The organism is Phycisphaerae bacterium, from assembly GCA_024102815.1.
Taxonomy (GTDB): domain Bacteria; phylum Planctomycetota; class Phycisphaerae; order UBA1845; family UBA1845; genus JAGFJJ01.
Genome location: JAGFJJ010000016.1, coordinates 31,545 through 48,841 on the forward strand (window position 1 = coordinate 31,545; position 17,297 = coordinate 48,841).

22 protein-coding genes are annotated in these 17,297 nt (G+C 66.6%); all 22 read left to right on the forward strand.

Going from position 1 to position 17,297, the window contains the following annotated elements; genetic code table 11:
* On the forward strand, positions 1–372 hold the full coding sequence (locus J5J06_05535; GenBank protein MCO6436530.1) for a hypothetical protein: 372 nt from the start codon (positions 1–3) through the stop codon (positions 370–372).
* A complete protein-coding gene (locus J5J06_05540) occupies positions 357–737 on the forward strand; it encodes a hypothetical protein (protein ID MCO6436531.1) in 381 nt (126 codons plus the stop codon). The genes J5J06_05535 and J5J06_05540 overlap by 16 nt, the downstream gene beginning before the upstream one ends.
* A complete protein-coding gene (locus J5J06_05545; GenBank protein ID MCO6436532.1) occupies positions 734–1,033 on the forward strand; it encodes a hypothetical protein in 300 nt (99 codons plus the stop codon). Before J5J06_05540 ends, J5J06_05545 begins: the two co-directional genes overlap by 4 nt.
* Positions 1,034–1,116: 83 nt before the next feature.
* Positions 1,117–1,347 (forward strand): hypothetical protein, encoded by a 231-nt coding sequence (locus tag J5J06_05550; protein ID MCO6436533.1) that lies wholly within the window; start codon positions 1,117–1,119, stop codon positions 1,345–1,347.
* Positions 1,348–1,419: 72 nt separating this feature from the next.
* Positions 1,420–1,923, forward strand: a complete 504-nt coding sequence (locus J5J06_05555) for a hypothetical protein (GenBank protein MCO6436534.1) — start codon at positions 1,420–1,422, stop codon at positions 1,921–1,923.
* A gap of 13 nt (positions 1,924–1,936) precedes the next feature.
* The gene (locus J5J06_05560) at positions 1,937–3,316 is read left to right on the forward strand and encodes a terminase family protein (protein MCO6436535.1); all 1,380 of its coding nucleotides are present in this window, start codon (positions 1,937–1,939) and stop codon (positions 3,314–3,316) included.
* Entirely contained in the window at positions 3,310–4,653 is a 1,344-nt protein-coding gene (locus tag J5J06_05565) for a DUF935 family protein (protein ID MCO6436536.1), read from the forward strand. The genes J5J06_05560 and J5J06_05565 overlap by 7 nt, the downstream gene beginning before the upstream one ends.
* Position 4,654: 1 nt before the next feature.
* Entirely contained in the window at positions 4,655–5,014 is a 360-nt protein-coding gene (locus J5J06_05570) for a hypothetical protein (GenBank protein MCO6436537.1), read from the forward strand.
* Complete coding sequence (locus J5J06_05575; GenBank protein ID MCO6436538.1) at positions 5,014–5,751, forward strand: hypothetical protein; 738 nt, start codon at positions 5,014–5,016, stop codon at positions 5,749–5,751. Before J5J06_05570 ends, J5J06_05575 begins: the two co-directional genes overlap by 1 nt.
* The gene (locus tag J5J06_05580; GenBank protein MCO6436539.1) at positions 5,741–7,066 is read left to right on the forward strand and encodes a hypothetical protein; all 1,326 of its coding nucleotides are present in this window, start codon (positions 5,741–5,743) and stop codon (positions 7,064–7,066) included. The genes J5J06_05575 and J5J06_05580 overlap by 11 nt, the downstream gene beginning before the upstream one ends.
* A gap of 57 nt (positions 7,067–7,123) precedes the next feature.
* Positions 7,124–7,501: a DUF2190 family protein gene (locus J5J06_05585; GenBank protein ID MCO6436540.1), complete on the forward strand. Its 378-nt coding sequence runs from the start codon at positions 7,124–7,126 to the stop codon at positions 7,499–7,501.
* 78 nt (positions 7,502–7,579) lie between these two features.
* Positions 7,580–8,572 carry a hypothetical protein gene (locus J5J06_05590; GenBank protein ID MCO6436541.1) on the forward strand — a complete coding sequence of 331 codons (993 nt, stop codon included), beginning with the start codon at positions 7,580–7,582 and terminating at the stop codon, positions 8,570–8,572.
* Between the two features lie 39 nt (positions 8,573–8,611).
* Entirely contained in the window at positions 8,612–9,049 is a 438-nt protein-coding gene (locus J5J06_05595) for a DUF1320 domain-containing protein (protein ID MCO6436542.1), read from the forward strand.
* 125 nt (positions 9,050–9,174) lie between these two features.
* Complete coding sequence (locus tag J5J06_05600; protein ID MCO6436543.1) at positions 9,175–9,738, forward strand: hypothetical protein; 564 nt, start codon at positions 9,175–9,177, stop codon at positions 9,736–9,738.
* Between the two features lie 4 nt (positions 9,739–9,742).
* On the forward strand, positions 9,743–10,357 hold the full coding sequence (locus tag J5J06_05605; protein MCO6436544.1) for a hypothetical protein: 615 nt from the start codon (positions 9,743–9,745) through the stop codon (positions 10,355–10,357).
* A gap of 53 nt (positions 10,358–10,410) precedes the next feature.
* On the forward strand, positions 10,411–10,926 hold the full coding sequence (locus tag J5J06_05610; GenBank protein MCO6436545.1) for a hypothetical protein: 516 nt from the start codon (positions 10,411–10,413) through the stop codon (positions 10,924–10,926).
* A gap of 59 nt (positions 10,927–10,985) precedes the next feature.
* Positions 10,986–11,912: a hypothetical protein gene (locus J5J06_05615; GenBank protein MCO6436546.1), complete on the forward strand. Its 927-nt coding sequence runs from the start codon at positions 10,986–10,988 to the stop codon at positions 11,910–11,912.
* Positions 11,913–11,946: 34 nt separating this feature from the next.
* On the forward strand, positions 11,947–13,425 hold the full coding sequence (locus J5J06_05620) for a hypothetical protein (protein ID MCO6436547.1): 1,479 nt from the start codon (positions 11,947–11,949) through the stop codon (positions 13,423–13,425).
* A 39-nt stretch (positions 13,426–13,464) separates the two neighbouring features.
* Positions 13,465–13,905 carry a hypothetical protein gene (locus J5J06_05625; GenBank protein MCO6436548.1) on the forward strand — a complete coding sequence of 147 codons (441 nt, stop codon included), beginning with the start codon at positions 13,465–13,467 and terminating at the stop codon, positions 13,903–13,905.
* Between the two features lie 82 nt (positions 13,906–13,987).
* Positions 13,988–16,348 (forward strand): hypothetical protein, encoded by a 2,361-nt coding sequence (locus J5J06_05630; GenBank protein MCO6436549.1) that lies wholly within the window; start codon positions 13,988–13,990, stop codon positions 16,346–16,348.
* Complete coding sequence (locus J5J06_05635) at positions 16,335–16,802, forward strand: hypothetical protein (GenBank protein MCO6436550.1); 468 nt, start codon at positions 16,335–16,337, stop codon at positions 16,800–16,802. The genes J5J06_05630 and J5J06_05635 overlap by 14 nt, the downstream gene beginning before the upstream one ends.
* Before the next feature lie 46 nt (positions 16,803–16,848).
* The coding region (locus J5J06_05640; GenBank protein MCO6436551.1) for a hypothetical protein at positions 16,849–17,297 on the forward strand (449 nt) is incomplete at its 3' end.

Here is a 17,297-nt window from a genome sequence, read left to right on the forward strand (position 1 = left end):
GTGAAAGAAGGCACGGAGCCACGAAGCCACGAAGCGACGGAGCAGGGATGCACGGCTTGCGAGGCGAGCGCCCGAGACGATGCGGCGGCGCGGCTGACGTGTCTTTACGGCGTCATCACCAAGGCCCTTTGTGCAGTCCCCAAGCCAGGGTCGACGCCGGAGACGATCACCGGCCGGTTTGACGTGGAATACGTTCACGTGGTCCGCGCCGTGCTCGCCGAGGCGCTCCGCGACATTCCGCAATTGACCTACGAAATCGGCCAGCACCGCACCGACCCCGTGGGGCATTGTGTGGTGACGTTTCGATGGGAAGAAGCCACGAAGCTACGTAGCCACGGAGCCACGAAGGGGGAAGCATGCTCGCAGAAGTAACGCTCACGCTGACGGATTGGTCCATCGTGGCGGGCATGATCGGGCTGCCCATGGGCTGGGTCGCCTGGTCGCTCTCGGGCATGCGGAAAGACCAGCGGGAAGGCCGCGAACGACTGGAGCGCGAACTGCACGACGGGCTCTCGCGCATGGACAACAAGGCCCGCGAGTTCGACGCGAAACTCTGGGAACTGGAGCAGAGCAAGGCGGGCAAGGCGGACTGGGTGAGAAGCACGCTCGTGCTCCAGCGCGGGCAGCAGCAGACCATCGAGGCGCTGCGCACCGTTGAAGGGAAGCTCGACGCGACGCTGGGCATCGGGGGATCGCTGAGCCGCATCGCCAAGGCGATGGAGGAGAAATCACCGTGAACGACGCGACACGCGCACGCATGATCCAGCAGACCCGGCAGGAGATCATGATCGCCCTGCTGCACACGCGGGGCATCCCCTTCCGCTTCGACCTGCTCTGCCACGCGCTGCTGCACCTGAACCTGCCGGACGACGAGGTCGTGAAACGCGACCTGGAATACCTCGCCGCCAAAGGCTACGTGCGCTGGACCAATGAGGCGGATTACCTGCCCTGGTCGCGGCGAATGTTCGAACTGACGCCGGCGGGCGACGAAGTGGCCAATCGAATCACCCACGATCCGGCGGTGGGACTGTGAGCGGCGAAGACGCCGCAGGCAACAGGCAATGGGCAATAGGCAACAGGAAAGGCACGAAGGCACGAAGGGAAGGACTCGAAGCCATGAACGTACACCCGACCACGACGGAGATGATCGAGCACAACTTCACGCATCACGTGCCCGTGAACGAAGCCGTGTGTCGGCTACACGCGGACGTGCGAAAGGCGTGCAGGAAGGCGGCGCTCGACATCGCGTTTCTGTGCCCGGAGAGTCGGGAGCGATCGCTCGCCCTGACCAAGCTCGAAGAGGCCATGATGTGGGCCAACGCGGCGATCGCACGGAACCAGGAATAAGGCACGCCCGGCAAGCCGGGTTTGCCGGAGGCACGAAGGGAACGAAGAAGAAGCGACGGAGCGACGTAGGGCATGAGTGAAGAGCGGGTACATGGCGCGATGCCGCGATGGGTGCGGGAACTCGAAGCGGAAGGCTTCGACCCGGCGGCCACGTGGAACCGCATCGAAGACCTGCTGTGGATGGGCTGGGACGCCAAGGACATCCATGCGGAACTGCACCTGCCCGAGAGCAAGCGGCGCTCACTGCAAATGCTGGCCCGCAAGTTCGGACCGCGACGGCGGCTGGAGCAGTTCGCCCGCTTCAAGGATGCCCTGCTGAGCGGAGCCATGGAACTCGGCCCGGACCTGATCCAGGCCCTGCAAGGGATCGCGGCCAAGGCCGTGTCGCCCAACGTCAAGGAGAGCACCCAGACACGGGCCAGCGTCCTGCTGATCGAGTTCACCAAGGCCCTGACGCGGATGATGAAGGCGGACGCGGCGAGCGAACGACAGCGCGAGGAGAAGGAATCCGCCGCGAAGGCCATCGATCCGAAGGACGCGGTGGAAGCGATCAAGGCACTGTATGGAGTCAAGTAGGTAACAGGCAACGATGAAGGCAACGGGCAACAGGCAACAGGCAACAGCAGGCACGCAGGGGCTGAGTACGGCCCTGGCGGGACTTCTGCTGCCGTACCAGAAACGCATGGTGCAGTGCGAAGAGCGCTTCTGCATCTGGCGGTGGAGCCGCCAGGTGGGCAAGAGCTTCGGGGCCAGCCTGCGGCGCATCATGCGGGGCATGGCGCGGCGGCGCAACCAGATCTTCCTCTCGGCGGGCATGCGGCAATCCCGCGAACTGATGGACAAAGCCCGCACGCACCTGAAGGCCATGCAGATCGCCTTCGAGTCGAGCGAGTACGACGAGGTCTTCGAAGGATTCGAATGCCGCGTGCTGGAAGCCAAGATCCCCGCGTTCGGCATGCGCATCATCGCCCTGCCGGCCAACCCCAACACGGCGCGAGGATTCACCGGCGACGTGCTCCTCGACGAGTTCGCCCTGCACGCCCACGATCGCGAGATCTTCGCGGCGGTGTACGCCTCGCTCACGCGCGGCAACGGCGAGCTCGACGTGTGCTCCACGCCCAAGGGGCGGCAGAACTGGTTCTACAAGCTCTGGACCAACGACGCCTACGCCAAGGACACGGTGACCATCTACGACGCGATCGCCGACGGCCTGGACGTGGATGCCGACCAACTCCGCGCGGGCATCGCCGACGATGAGCTCTGGCGGCAGGAGTACCTCTGCGAGTTCGTGGACGAAGCCACGGCCTTCCTCACCTACGAAATGATCATGGCGTGTGAGGACGAGAAGCTGCCGCTGGAGCTTGCGCTCCAGCAGCAGCAGGCAACAGGCAATGGGCAATGGGCAATAGGCGAAGACCTGTTCGTGGGGATCGACGTGGGGCGGAAGCGCGACCTCACCGTGATCTGGGGATTCGAGCAGATCGGCTCCATGCTCATCTCCGCGGGGATGATCGAACTGAATGCGATGCCGTTTCGAGGGCAGTACGAGATCATCTCGAAACTTCTCGAAAGCGGCCGCGTGCGGCGGGCGTGCATCGACGCCACCGGCCTGGGCATGCAACTGGCGGAGGAGCTCGGCGAACGATTCGGCACGTACAAGGTCGAGCCCTGCCCGTTCACGCCCAAGCTCAAGGACGAGATCGCCGGGAAGCTGCGCGTGAAGTTCATGGACCAGAACATCCGCATCCCGGCCAGCGACGCCGTCCGCAATGACCTGCACAGCGTCGCCAAGACCGTGACGGCGGCGGGCAACGTACGACTCTCCGCGCCACGCGAGGAAGGCAGCCACGCGGACCGCTTCTGGGCGGCGGCGCTGGCCGTGCACGCGGCGAGCGGAGACCGGGGGCCGATCGAGGAAATTCCCACGCCGGACCTGGTGACGGCGGGACTGCGAGGTCGGGCATGGTGAGAACGGGGAACATGATCGCCAACAGCTTCCGCTGGGCACGAGACGCCTGGACGAACCTGACGCGGCCTCGGGCCGGGGCTCTGGTCCGACCCGACGCGCAATTGGACTTCGTCCGCGCCGCCGTGTCCGACAACCTCACCTTCAGCCGGTTGCGCACCCTGCTGATCAGCGGCGATAACGGCGACCTGGAGACGACGCTGCAACTCTTCGCGGAGATGCGGCAGAAGGACCTGAACCTGCGGAGCGTGGCGGACACGCGCATCGGCGCCCTGACGGGACTTGATTACGAGATTCTGCCCGAGTCGGACACGAAGGAATCACAACTGGCCGAAGAGGCGGCGGCGTTCGTGCGCGAAGGGATCAAGCGCATCGCGGGCTTCGACGAGACGCTCGAACACCTCGCCGAGGGCATCGGCACCAACCTCTCCGTGGCGGAGACCGTCTGGGGGGAGAACGACCTGGTCGAGGCGCTCACGCCGGTGCCCCACTGGCGGCTGCGAAGTGATACGCAGAAGCCGGGGCTCGTTCTTGTGGCCACGCATGAGGCGCCGCGCGGGGAGGCGGTGGCAGGGCCGAAGTGGATCGTTCACGAGCCGTACTTTTCCGGCGGGCACCCCCTGTCGCAAAGCCTCTACCGCAGCAGCGCTCTGATCTACCTGGTGAAGATGCTGGCCGTGGCCGACTACGCGACCTACTGCGAGACCTACGGGATGCCCATGCGCGTGGCCAAGTATCCGCCGGGCATCAGCACCGACGAGCGCACGGCGCTGATCAACATGATGGAGAATCTCGGTTCCAAGGCCTACGGCGTGTTCTCGCAGGGCGTCGAGCTCGATCTCCACGAAAGCAGCCAGCGGGGCACGCAGCCCTTCGAGGCGCTGATCAACCTGTGCGATCGCTCCATGGCCAAGCTCTGGCTGGGCGGCAACCTCACCAGCGATACGACGGGCGGAACGGGTACCTTCGCGGCGGCGGCCGTGCAGGACGACGTCCGCGAGGACAAGCTCGACGACGACATCCGCCGCGAAGCGCGAACCATCGAGGCACAACTCTTCGCCCCGATGTGCCTCTACCACTTCCGCCGTCCGGTTCCACTGCCCAAGTTCCGACGCACCAAGCCCGACACGACGGATCGCAACCAACTCGCCCAACTGCTCAACACCGTGACGCAGCAGATGGGCCTGCCGGTCGCCGAGGAGTGGGCCTACGACGCCCTGGGTATTCCCAAGCCGGAAGAGGGCGAGGCGGTGATCGAGCGGAATCTGGGGGCGTTTGGAGAAACGCTCCAGGAGGAGACTGACAGCGGACAGCAAGGATTCGGCGGAGGGTCGTTCTGACATGAAAGGCCCCAAGAGCAACAAGGAAGTGATCGCGGGCGTCACGCTTCTCGCGGATCGCGCCCTGGCGAAAGCGGGCCGGGGCTACCGCGCGGCGATGATCGATCCGCTGCTGGAGGCGATCGGCGAGGCGAAGAGCTTCGAAGGCGCACGGCAGCGACTGAGTGCCGCCCTGGTCAAGCGCATGGACGCCGCGCCGGTGGAAGAGGCGCTGAGCGCCTCCGGCGTGCAGGCGGGAATGATTGGCGACGTCGCTGCACGGCCCGTGCAGCAACATCGCAGGCAACGGGCAACGGGCAACGGGCAACAGGAAGAAGGCACGAAGCCCGGCAAGCCGGGTCTGCGTGGAAGAGAAGACTAATGCCGATCAGCGTGCTCACGGAAGAGGACTTCAAGTCGTTCTCGCATGACGAGGCGCGGCGGCGGTTCGCGCGGAAGACGCCGCTCTCCGCCGGCGACTTCGAGGAACTCTCCGTGCGCCAGCGCCGAACGGCCTTCCGTATCGCGACGGTACACAAGGCGGTGATCGTGCAGATGGCCCGCGACGAGCTCGAAAAAGCCATCGCCGAGGGGCGCAGCTTCGCGGAATTTCGCGAGCGACTCTATGCCCTGCTGGACACCAAGGGGCTGCCGCGACCGGCGATCAGCCGACTTCGCCTGGCCTTCCATCAGAACACCATGCAGGCCTACAGCGATTCGCGCCGCGCGGTGCTCGACGATCCGGACATCGCCGCCGCGTTCCCCTTCCGGCAGTACTGGACGGTGGGCAACGGCGTGCCGGGCGTGCGCAACGTGCGCGAGGACCACGCCGTCCTCCACGGCAAGATCTTCCGCTGGAACGATCCCTTCTGGGACCGCTTCACGCCGCCGTGGGACTTCGGCTGCCGCTGCACGACGGCGGCGCTGACCGAAGGTCAGTTCCGCGCAACGGGACAGACGCTGTGGACCTTCTCCGGCGGGCGCGTGCGGCCGGTCAGTGACAAGCGGGCCAAGCCCTTCCGGCTGAAACCCAACGCGAACTACGAATCGTCGCGGCGCGGCGATCTGCTGACGCGACTGGATGAGGACCTGAGAGAGGCAATAGGCAATGGGCAATAGGCAACAACAAGAAGGCACGAAGGCACGGAGGCACGCCCGGCAGGCCGGGTTTGTTGGAGGCACGAAGCAGAGCGCGGAGTGCGTCAAGGGCGGGCAGTGGGAGTACGTCTTCTGCGGCGGACTGGAAATCGGCCGGGAACTCGGCGCGGAGAAGCTGGTCGAGGTGATGCTTCTTCCGGACGGACTCGTGGCCTCGATGCGCGGGGAGATGCTGCTGGACGCTACGGCCTGGCGGGAGATCGAGAAGCAGTTCGCCGAGCTATCCGCGCGCGGGCCGGTGGTCTTCGATTACGAGCACCAGTCGCTGGGGCGCCTGGACGAAGACGAGGACTTCTCCTCGCCGGACGGAACCGCTCCGGCGGCGGGATGGATCCATGCACTGCGCTACGAGACGGGACGCGGCCTGATGGCCCGCGTGGAGTGGAACGAGCGGGCGAGAACGCTCATCCGCGACGGCGAGTACCGCTACGTTTCGCCCGTCACCGTCGTGCGCAAAAGCGACCGGCGCGTCGTCGGCATCCTGTCGGCGGCGCTGACCAATACACCGGCGATCCGCCGGCCCATGGAGAGACTGGCGGCCAAGCAACAACCACGGAAGGAGACGAGAGCTATGGCGGAAGAACCAATGGGGGCGGACCCCATGCTGAAGGTGGGACAGATCCTCTCCAAGTTGGGGATCGAGGCGAGCGAGGTGTCGGACATCAACTCGGCACTCGATGCCATTCTCAGCAAGCTGGGATCGGGCGTGGAGGGCGAGGAGGCCAAGGCCGAGCAGGAGACGGCCAACAGTGCCCGCAAGGCGCTGGGGCTGAAGGCGGACGCCGGAGCCGACGCGGTGGCCCTGGCGATCAAGCAACTCAAAGACGTATCGAGCGGGTCGAACGCGGAGGTCAAGGCCCTGCGTGACAAGGTCACGGCACTGGAAACGGAATCCCGCGACCGCCAGGCCCGCGACCTGGTGGACAAGTACGTCAAGGAGCGGAAGCTCAACCCCAACGACCGCGAGCGGATGGAGAAGGCCCTGAAGCTGGCCCGGGAGAATCCCACACAGTTCGAGGAAGTCATGGCCCTGACGGACAGCTTCCCCGCGCCGCCCAGGGGCCAGACGCAGCCGCCGGCGGGCGGAGCGCCGGGGGGCAAGGCGAAGGAGGACGAGCTCATCGCCAAGGCGCTCAAGGAGCACAAGAACGACCACGCGGAGGCCATGACGGCGCTTCAGGTCGAGCTCCGCAGGCCGTTCCTTGAGCAGGGCTTCACCAGCGCCAAGGCCAACGAGATCTGCCGCGAACAGTACCCGAAGATCTTCTCGCTGTAGGGGCAAGGACGCCCGCCGCGACGGGCACGAACGTGAGTCATCAATCGGAGTGCAAAGATGCTTCAAAAGAACGTCATGCTGCGAAGGAGCTTTGTCGCCGGCGGCGCGATCGCGGAAGGCGCGATCGTCAAGTTCGGCAGCGACGACGACTCGGTCGTCGTGGCCACGGCGGCGACGGACCTGCTCATCGGCGTGGCCTCGCACGACGCCGCCTCCGGCGAGCGTGTGGAGGTGGACCTGGTGGGCATCACCTACGTGAAACTCGGCGGAAATGTCACGCGGGGCAACGACATCACCGCGACCACGGCCGGGGCGGGCATCGCCCTGGCGGCGGCGGCGACGATCAAGTCCAGCGTAGGCAAGGCCATGGCCAGCGGATCCTCGGGCGATCTCTGCCCGGTCATGCTGGGGCTGTGGTCGGCCGTGACGGCGTAACGAAAACGCTGACGGCACGAAGACAAGCGGCGCGGCACGGAAGCCGGCGCTCGATCCATCGAAGGGAGTCCATCGAACATGCCTCAACCAACTGATCTTTCGTTCTCGCCCGCGCTGACCAAGATCGCGGTCGAGTACCAGAACCGGCGGCTGATCGCCGACCAGGTGTTGCCGCTGATGCCCCACTCAGCCAAGAGCGGCAAGTTCAAGAGTTACGACCAGTACCCGCAGTTCGACATCGAGGGCGGGCTGCTGGGTCCGAACGGCCAGGCGGACGAGATTGAATACAAGGTCTCCGAGACCGAGTTCGCCATGGACGACTACGGACTCAAGGGCTGGGTCTCCCAGCAGGAGATCAACAACGCGGAAGCGCCCATGAAGCCCATGGCGGACATGACGCGCAAGGTGACGGAGAAGACTCTGCGACTGCGCGAGCGGCGCGTGGCCCTGGCGGTGCTGAACGCCAGCAATTACGCCGCGGGCAACCAGGTGGACGTGGCTGGAGGGTGGACCACGACCACCACGGATGCCTGGGGAGCGCTGCTGACGGGCCTCGACGCCTGCGCGGAATACCCCAACGTCATGGTCATGGACCTGGCGACGTTTCGGAAATTGCAGGTCAATCAGACGATCCTGGCGGCCATCAAGGGCACGCTGGCGCCGCAGTTCATCGAGCAGACGCAGGGGCCGGCGAAGACGGCGTCGGCGTTTATTCCGGACTCGGTGTTCTGTCCCGCGCTGGCCCAGGCCCTGGGGCTGGATCGCGTGGTGATCGGCGGCGCCAAGTACGCCACGAGCAAGCGCGGGCAGACGCTCACCAAGGCCGCGATCTGGGACCTGCCCAACGCAGGAAAGGGTGGGGCCGCGTTTCTGCGGGTGGCCCAGGACCAGGTGGCGGATGTCGTGTGGGGCATGCACCTCTACTGGCAGCAGCCCTTGCGGGTGCTGACCTGGTTCGACCCCGATCGCGGAGCGGACGGCAGCACCGCCGTGAAGGTCGTGGAGACGACCAAGATCCAGTTGGTGGCCAACGATGCCGGCTATCTGTTCAAAGATACGCTGGTGACGTGATCGGAGTAGCCACGAAGCCACGAAGGGAAGGAGACGATTGTGGGCACGTATCTGACGGCGCAGGACGTGGTGGATCGGATCGGCAGCGACGCGGCGGCAAGGCTGACCACCGACAGCGGGACCACGCCGAATACGACCAAGATCGACGCGGTGATCACGGAAGCGGAGGGCGAGGCCCACGGGTACCTCGCTCGCCGCTATGCCGTGCCCGTCGATCTCACGTCGCATCCCGACGTGGAGGCCACCCTGCGCGGACACGTCATGGCCCTGACCCTCTACCGACTGTACGCGCTGCGCCCGCCGGTGTCCGAAACACACCGCAACGGACGCAACGACGCCGTGGAATGGCTCAAGGGCGTCGCCAAGGGCGAGATCGTCCTGCCCGCCGCGACGACGCCGGCGAGCCAGACGAGTGACACGCCGGTGGCATCGTGGGGATCGAGCTCGGCGAATGCGAGCCGCGAAACCATTGTGTGAAGAAGGCACGCCCGGCAAGCCGGGTTTACTGAAGGCACGTAGGCACGAAGCCACGAAGGGAATGAGTGAAGATCAGTTCTGTGCATTCCGGCTGACGCCGGAATGAGGAAAGAGAGGAGACGAAGATGAAAGACAAGCCATGGTGGGCGCTCGTTGGGGGTGTCGCGACGGTGGCGCTTCTGATTGTCGGAGCACTGATCGCGGGAGCGGCGCCGCCGCTGGAACGCACGGCGGCATCGCCGGAACCGGCGGCGCAGGCCGCGACCTGCCTGTGCCCGACAATCAGCGACTGGCCGATCTTCACCGAGGGCGGCGGACCGAGGGTCTATCTGACCATCAAGTCCTGCGCGGTGGACGTGGTCGTGCCCAATGCCATCGACAAGACCACGATCATCGCCAACGGCGTGGAACACGTCGTCCGCGTCAACGTGGACTCCGTCGTCGACGATCTCGAAGACAAGGGCGTGACACTGCTGAACTGGACGCGCTACGACGGACCACAGGTCTACATCAACGCCGCGTCGTTTGAATCGATCGAGGGGCTCTACCGGCAGATCGCGCCGGGGCAGTACGCGCAGGACCGCACGCGCATCGTGGCCAACGGCCAGACGATCGTCGTGGCCACCGACGCGGTGGATGTCACCTTCGCCTGGTACGGGGCGCTGCCGCCGTGCCCGGTGGGCAAGTAAACGCATGGCACTGGGCATCAACATCACGGTGACGCGAAGCGGCGACCTGGCGATGTTTCCGCGGACGGCCGACCGCCTGCGGAAACCGCGTAAGTTCCTCGCCGCGGTGGGCGTGCAACTGATGTCCAGCGCCGTCCGGCGACTGCCCGGCGTGCTCTCGACCAGCGACGACGCGGTGCGAACGGGACGCCTGGCGGCGTCGCTGCGCGTCAATGCCAGCGGCGGCGGTTCGGCGAACACGATCTTCCGGCTGACGGACCGAAGCGTGACGGTGGGCAGCAACCTGCCTTACGCGGCGCAGGTGCACTACGGCGGAACGATTTACCCGAACCAGGCCGACGCCCTGGCGATCCCGCTGGTGCCGCAACTCAAGCGGCAGGACATCAGCCCCAGCCAGCACCCGGAGAAAGAACGCATCTTCTTTCGCCGCCACGAGGGCGGGAAGCCGAACGTCTTCGGACTGCTCTTCCTGGCACCGAAGAGCAAGCGCGGCAAGCCGCGACTGCTCTACGCCCTGGCTTACCTGGTGCAGCAGCGGGCCAGGCCGTTTCTGTACGCGGATGACAACGACAAGCGGACGATCGCGGAGGAGATATTCCCGAAGTTCCTCGCCCCGTGAGGGCGAGGATCTTCGGGAAGGCAATGGGCAATAGGCAGTAGGAAGAGAAGACCATGGCGCATGATGGGTCGCTGGCGTCGCAGCTCGAAGACTGGATCGTGGCGCGGCTGAAGAGCCTGACCTACAGCGGTCCACTGTTCGAGCCGGAGAGCGTCACGCCGTGGGACGGCACGGAGAAGGAATCGGTCGAGGACTTCTCCAACGAGTTCATGGCCGGCCGGCGGGACACGGCGGCGGCGGTGTACTTCCTGGAAGACGCCATCCAGCCACTGGAGGCGGGCAAGATCGAAGTGGTGGGAACGTACGTGATTCTCACGGCGACACGCAACGAGCGGCCCGGCGAAGGGCGGCGAGGTACGGCCGCGCGAGCGGGCACCAACCGCATCCGCGACCTGGTCCGCTACGGACTGCATGACCAGCGGCCGACCGTCGCCGGCGACCTGATCAACGACGCGGTCTATTGCGTGGACCGGTTGGAGTGGGCGGGAAGTGCCATCGTGCTGGCACGAAAGACGGTGACCATCCAGCGGCACCTGGTGCTGGCGCACGAGATGCCACTTACAGAGTAGGCAACAGGCACCCGCACAGCGGGTTCACCGGGGCAATAGGCAACAGGAAGAGAAGAGCCATGGCGAATAAACGGGTGTTCCATGAGGTCAACGGGCTGGTGATCAACGGCGTCACCGTGGCCGGGGCGACGCAGATCAGCGTCACCGAGGACTTCGTCACCAACATCGACCCGGAGTACACCGGCGGGGCGGGACCCTCGGGGCGGGTGCATGACGCCTGCCGCACACGCACGCAGGTGCGCACGACGGACGTCGTCGCGGCGATCGCGGCGCTGATCGCGGCGCCGACCACGGGGGTGTGGTACGGACGCGAGTCGGGCGCGACCACGAGCCTCAAGAGCACGCTGAAAAGCCCCCGGGCGTTCGCCCTGGCCATCGAGCTCGCCAAGGCGCAACTGGGCGCGGCCACGCTGGACTTCTCCAGCGTCTTCGGCGCGGCGGAAACGCACGCCGACGTGCTCGCCGTCCTCGCGGCGCAGACGAACCCCAACCCGCAACTGCCCAACCGGGTGCTGCGCATCCAGTCGTGTGTGCACGGCGAGGATCCCAACGACCTGGACATCCTCCACGTGGAGTCGCTGTCGCTGCGCGTGCAGGCCAAGGGCGGGAGCCCGCTGGAAGATTACGGCGATGACGACACGGGCATCAGCGTGGTGGAGATCCCGGAATGGGACCTGCCGCAGGTGAGCCTCACCATCCGCGACAGCAAGGAGGTCGCCGCCGAAGGCGTAGACCTCTCGGTCAAGCTGCTGGAACACGGGCAGCACGATCTGATCGTCACCTGCCAGCCGGTGGCGGTGCTGGCCAGCGCCGTGCTCACCATCCGCAACGTAACCTTCCACAGCCGTCAGAAGACCGGCGGCGAAGGCTGGACGGGACACACGCTGCAAGGCACGGCGGGATGGCTCGACGCCGACGGCACGACCTGGCGGACGATCGACAACGCCACGCCGGCCCTGCGGCTGGTGAACTGGGCGACGTCGTAGCAGGCACGAAGGCACGTAGGGAAGAGAAGAGAGGATGCCGGAGCAGGATCTGAAACTCACGGCGGGCGTGCAGGGCTTCGCGGAGAGCGCGCAGCGCATCGAAGCGCTGTCGGCACAGATCGATAAGCTCCGCGCATCCATCGTGCAGATGCAGGACGCCCAGCGCAACGCGCCTTCCGACCCACTCTTTGCCGAGAGCGGCGCGGCAGCGCGACGGCAGGCTGCGGAGGCGGAAGCGGCGGCGACCCGGGAGCTCTCCGAGGCGGAGGCCCAGCGGTTCGCGGAGATGTCCCGTGCCGGTGCGATTCTCGATGAGTACCTCGCCGGACAGGATGCGCAGCGGGAATCCACACGGAAGAATATCGCAGCGGACAGCGACTACGTCAGTGTTCTTCGCCAGGTCAACCCGGCGCTCGGTCAAATCGCAGAGACCTTCATCAACGTCAGCCGGATCGCCGGGGACCTGGCGAGCCAGAATATCGACGCGTCGAAGACCTACGACACGTTGAAGACGGCGATCCTGGGGAACGTGGGCGCACTCAAGCTGTTCGGCGCAGGGGCGCTGGTGGCCGTGGGCATCTACGCCATCGCCGCCGCCGTGCGGCGCATGCGCGAGGAGTTCGAGGCGGCCACGAAGGCCATTCGAGACCAGACGGAAGAGGCCACGACGCTGGCCCAAAAGCAGGCCGAACTCCAGCAGTCGATCGAGAACCTCTCCGACACGCGCCGCGAGGGCGGGTTCACGGCCGACGAAGCCCGGGCGGCGGCCAACCAGGCGCGGCGTCTGCGTGAGCGACTTCCCTTTCTTTCCGAGGATGCGGCATCGCAAGCGGCGACCTTCGGCGCGGGCCGATCGACCGAAGAGGTCGAACGGATTGCCGTGGCCATCCAGAGCGGCCGGCTGCAACTGGACGGCGGACTGCGGCCGGAGACGCGCGAGCGACGCATTGAGGCGGCATTGGAGCGGTTCGCGGAAGAGATCGCGCGGACAATCGCGCGGGAACGCAACCAGGCCGCAGAGGAAACAACGGCGGCACGCGGCCAGTTGGGACGCGTCGGGGGGAGCGACGAAGAGCTTCGACGGGTCGCGTCGCGGTTCACAGAGGGCACGGGGCTGGACCCGGCCCTGATTGCGACGATCGCGAAGGTGGTGGGTGAAGTTCAGAAGGGGGCCATCGAAATCTACGGGAGCAACTTGTTCCCCAGCGAAGAACGCCAGGCCCGCAATCGCTTGAAGGATCAGGGAATCGAGATCGATCGCCCGCTCACCCAGCAGGAGGTCGACGTTGCCCGGCAGGTGCGGGAGTACCTCGTCGGTCCGGCGGCTGAACGGCAGGCCGAGGCGGCGAAAGAGATGAGCGCGGCGGCGGAGGCCATGCGCAATGCTGTCGAGAATATGCGACCCGGCGCTACGACGAATTACTACGACCAGCGCGGCGGGCGGATCGTGAATCCGTCGTCGCATGCCAGGCAACGCAGCAACGGCGAAACGGCCATCGAGGGAGCACGGTAATTGGCGAACGGGCATCCACAGTACGGCGGAACGAACGGCGTGGCGGTGCTGGACCTGGGCCAGCCGGGCGGCACCCGCTTCGCTTCCAACCACGCGCGGTTCACGGTGCGCGTGCAGCGCGATCCGATGCGCGTGCGCACGGTGGAGCACGCCATGGCCCAACTGGCGGGCAAGTTCCAGGATAACCTGGGCTACGACGGCCAGGAGGTCCGGTGGAGCGGCACCATCGTGGCCACGACCACGACGTTCCTCAATGCCATCCTCGCCGACCTGGACGCCAAGATCACCGGACACCGACGCGCCGCCAGCGGGCTGCTCCTGCCCGCCGACCTTAACGAGATCCGCGAGACGAAGCTGACGGACTTCGACGGCACGGTGATCAGCGACCGGGCACGCATCCGCTCGTGGACGCCGCGCGGCGAGCGCAGCGGGCAGGGGAAGATACTGACGCTGGAGGTCGTCTTCATCGCCCTTGTGTAGGGCGATGAAGCAGGCAACAGGCAATGGGCAATAGAGGAAGGCAACAGGCAACAGGCAATAGGCAATAGGGAGAAGGGTGACCATGGGGCAGCCGGTGGCAGGAAACAAGGTGAGTCCGACGCGTCGGCCCGATCCGGGCCGGCGGACGACGGACACGCACCTGGCGGGTCCGCCCACGGACTACGCGGGGCGGCCCATCGCCACCAGCCTGCTGCTGGAAACGGACTACGCCTCGGATGCGTTCGTGCCCGCGCCGGAGACGATGCGCTGGGAGTCGTTCTCGGAGGGCATGGACGGCGCGGAGACCACGCTGCGGATCAGCGGCGGACTCTCGGCGGAGAAGCTGACGGGCGCGGGACTGATCGGCGACGGACACTTCTCCCAGGTGCTCGAACAACTGGACCCGGCGCGACGCGTGCGCGTGATTCGCGGCGCGGGCGGCGGCGAGCCGCTGCCCATCTTCGAAGGCTTCCCCAACTACGCCACGGTGCAGTGGTCGGCGCGTGACCAGCGCTTCGACGTGGGCTGCACATCGACGGCCGACGAGCTCCTCGACAGCCATCCCGACGCGCAACTGCTGGGGCGGACCATGCGGCGCCGGCCCGAGTCGATCGCCGCGTGGCAGGCCGATGCCCCGGACATGCTCACGGTCGACGCCTTGGCCCTGGCGTACAACGCGGACGGCAAGCCCAACCGCGCCGCCGAGACGCTGCCCATCGAGACGAGCGCGGGCACGTTCAACATCTACCTGCACACGGAAGACGACGGCGACGGCGCGGGCTACTGGAACTACGCGGCGGCGCTGACCAACCTGCTCGTGCTGCACGTCCTGCGCAAGGGACTTTCCGTCAGCGTGGTCGAGGCGCTCAACGACCTCGCGGACCTGCAATCCATCGGACACGCGGCGCAGTCGCCGGACCCGTTTACACGGAGACTGACGGCGCGGGTCGCCTCGGTGACCTGCCGGGCGGTGACGATCAAGGAAGCCCTGGCCCTGCTGTGCCACGCGGCCGGCATCCACTACCACCTGCCCATCCGCTGGGACCGGGCGACGAAGCGGCCCGCGTACTGGCTGCGCCTCCTGGCCACGCTGCGCACCGACGCCGAAGAGCGGGCCACGCCGCCGCGCTTCTCCATCGGTCCGCGCGTGGATGATCTGCCGCGCCTGGCGCCGCTGACGGACACCGCGTCGGACCAGGCAGACGAAGTGGCCGAGGACGCACGGGCGGCGTTCGACGCGGTGATCACCCGCGACAACCGCATGATCACGCGGCCGACGCTGGCCGGCGACGTGCAGCGTTTCGAGGTAACCCTGCTGCTGCGCCCCGGATGGCGGCCCATCGCCAGCCTCGACAACATCAACGACTCGGCCGCATTCGATGCGGAGATGACCTTCTGGCGAAACCAGTTCGATCCGGAGTTCGACGAGGAGACGGGCAAGCCGCTCTCCATCTATCACCAGCAACACCCACAGTTTCACACCGTACGCGACGTGGGCCGGCTGTGGATCTTCCCCGACACCGACCGCTATCCCGGCAACGTATTCGCACGTATCAACGGCGACCTGGTCGGTCCCGGTTTCGGCTTCGATGCGGCGCTCTACAGCCCGTTCAGCGGACAGACGCAGGGCGACAGCGTGCTCACCTACTTCGATGCGGACATCGGGGGAAACATCCCCCTGCTGTACGCCGCCAAGTGGGTCATGCGGCCTCGGCCGTTTACCAACACGATCGGCCGCGAGGGACCCACCGACGAACGCAGCCCCATCGTGCGTTTCTGCTTCGACTGCGCCGATCCGCGCACGGCGCTGGCCACGGGCACGTGGGTGCGCTACCGGGGAACGGTGCGCTTCGACGCCCACCGCGCGGCGCTGTGGATCGACGAAGACAACCTGCTGAACAGCCCGGCCCTGGCGGCGGAGCCGAACGACCCCGATCCGCTCACCTACCTCGAAGCGTATCTGCGGGGCACGCTGCAAGTGGCGGTGACCTGCGTGGTGGAAGGCGACGAGCGCCTGCTGCACGCGCCGGTGCCGAGCCCGGCGCCGATGCCCCGGCCCCGGGCACGCGTCGTAGACGTGAGTGAACGATTCGCTTTCGACAAGCGGCGCGGGCAGAACAGCCACCTCGACGACCTGCCCACCGACGAAGAACGCTTCGAGACGCGGGACGACACGGCGGCACTGGTCTCCTACGGCACGCGCTTCGTGGAGGAGTCGGCGCGGGCGGAGCACAGCGGTCCGGTGAGCATGCCCTGGATCGATGACCGCTGGCGCATCGGCGACTCCTTCAGCGGCGTGCAGGGACTGGGCATTCCGTTCACCAGCTTCCCCGCGATCGTGCGCCGGGAGATTGCCTGGGACCCGGAAGCCAACGGCTACAAGACCACGTACCACCTGGCGGACCTGCGCCACGAACCGGAGGCCGACAGTGAGCAGGGTTAACGTGATCCTCCGCGTGCCGGTGGCGCGAACGTGGGACGCGGGCACGCGCCTGCAAGTGTACGAGGACCGGGGCACGGGCACGGTGGACTACACGCGGCCGCTGCTGGGCCGACCCGTGGAGGTGTTTCCCGGGCGTCCGGCGAATACGCCGCCGCTGCAACGCATCGCCGGCGATGGACGCCTGGGCAGACGGCAGGACGGATCGGGATCGCGCGACGGACTGGCGGGCAAGGCGGGAACGACGGAGAGCTACGTGGACGTGGCGGTGAGCATTCGCGCGGGATACGGGCTGCGGACGTTCGGCGTCGTGGCGACCAGCCCGGCGGGCGTGCCGCAGTCGGCCCCGGTGGAGCTCGAACACTTCGTCTCGGCCACCGATCCGCGTCCGGTGAAACGGTTTGCACTGGAGACGTTCGACGCCGGTTCGAGGCGGGTTCGATTTGCCATTGAATAGGCACGAAGGCACGTAGGCACAGAGGCACGAAGCAGAGAGAAAAGAGATGCCCAATCCGACATTGCCACTGCTGGGACGGGACCCGGCGATCGCCCTGGGCGGCACCAACCACGCCATCGGACTGCCCTACATCGGCTTCGACGACAGCGACCAGAGCAGCCCCACGATCATCGACAAGGTGGTCAGCGGGCAACTGCACACCTGGAACCTGCTGCTGCGTGCGGCGATGGGCGCCGCCGTGCAACTGGCGACCGGGCTGACGGTGCACGTCTTCGCGGCGAACTACCGCGTCGGCACGACGCGGCTCTACTTCGACGGCGGATCGATCAACGTGCCCAACTCTACGACCTCCTACGTCTACCTCAACGACCAGGGAGCGCTGGCCGTCACCACGGGCGCCTTTCCCGCCGACGTGTTCCGCGTGGCGGTGGTGACCGCGGACGCGACGAAGATCACGTCCATCGTCGACGCGCGGGCGGAGAACTACGGCATCGG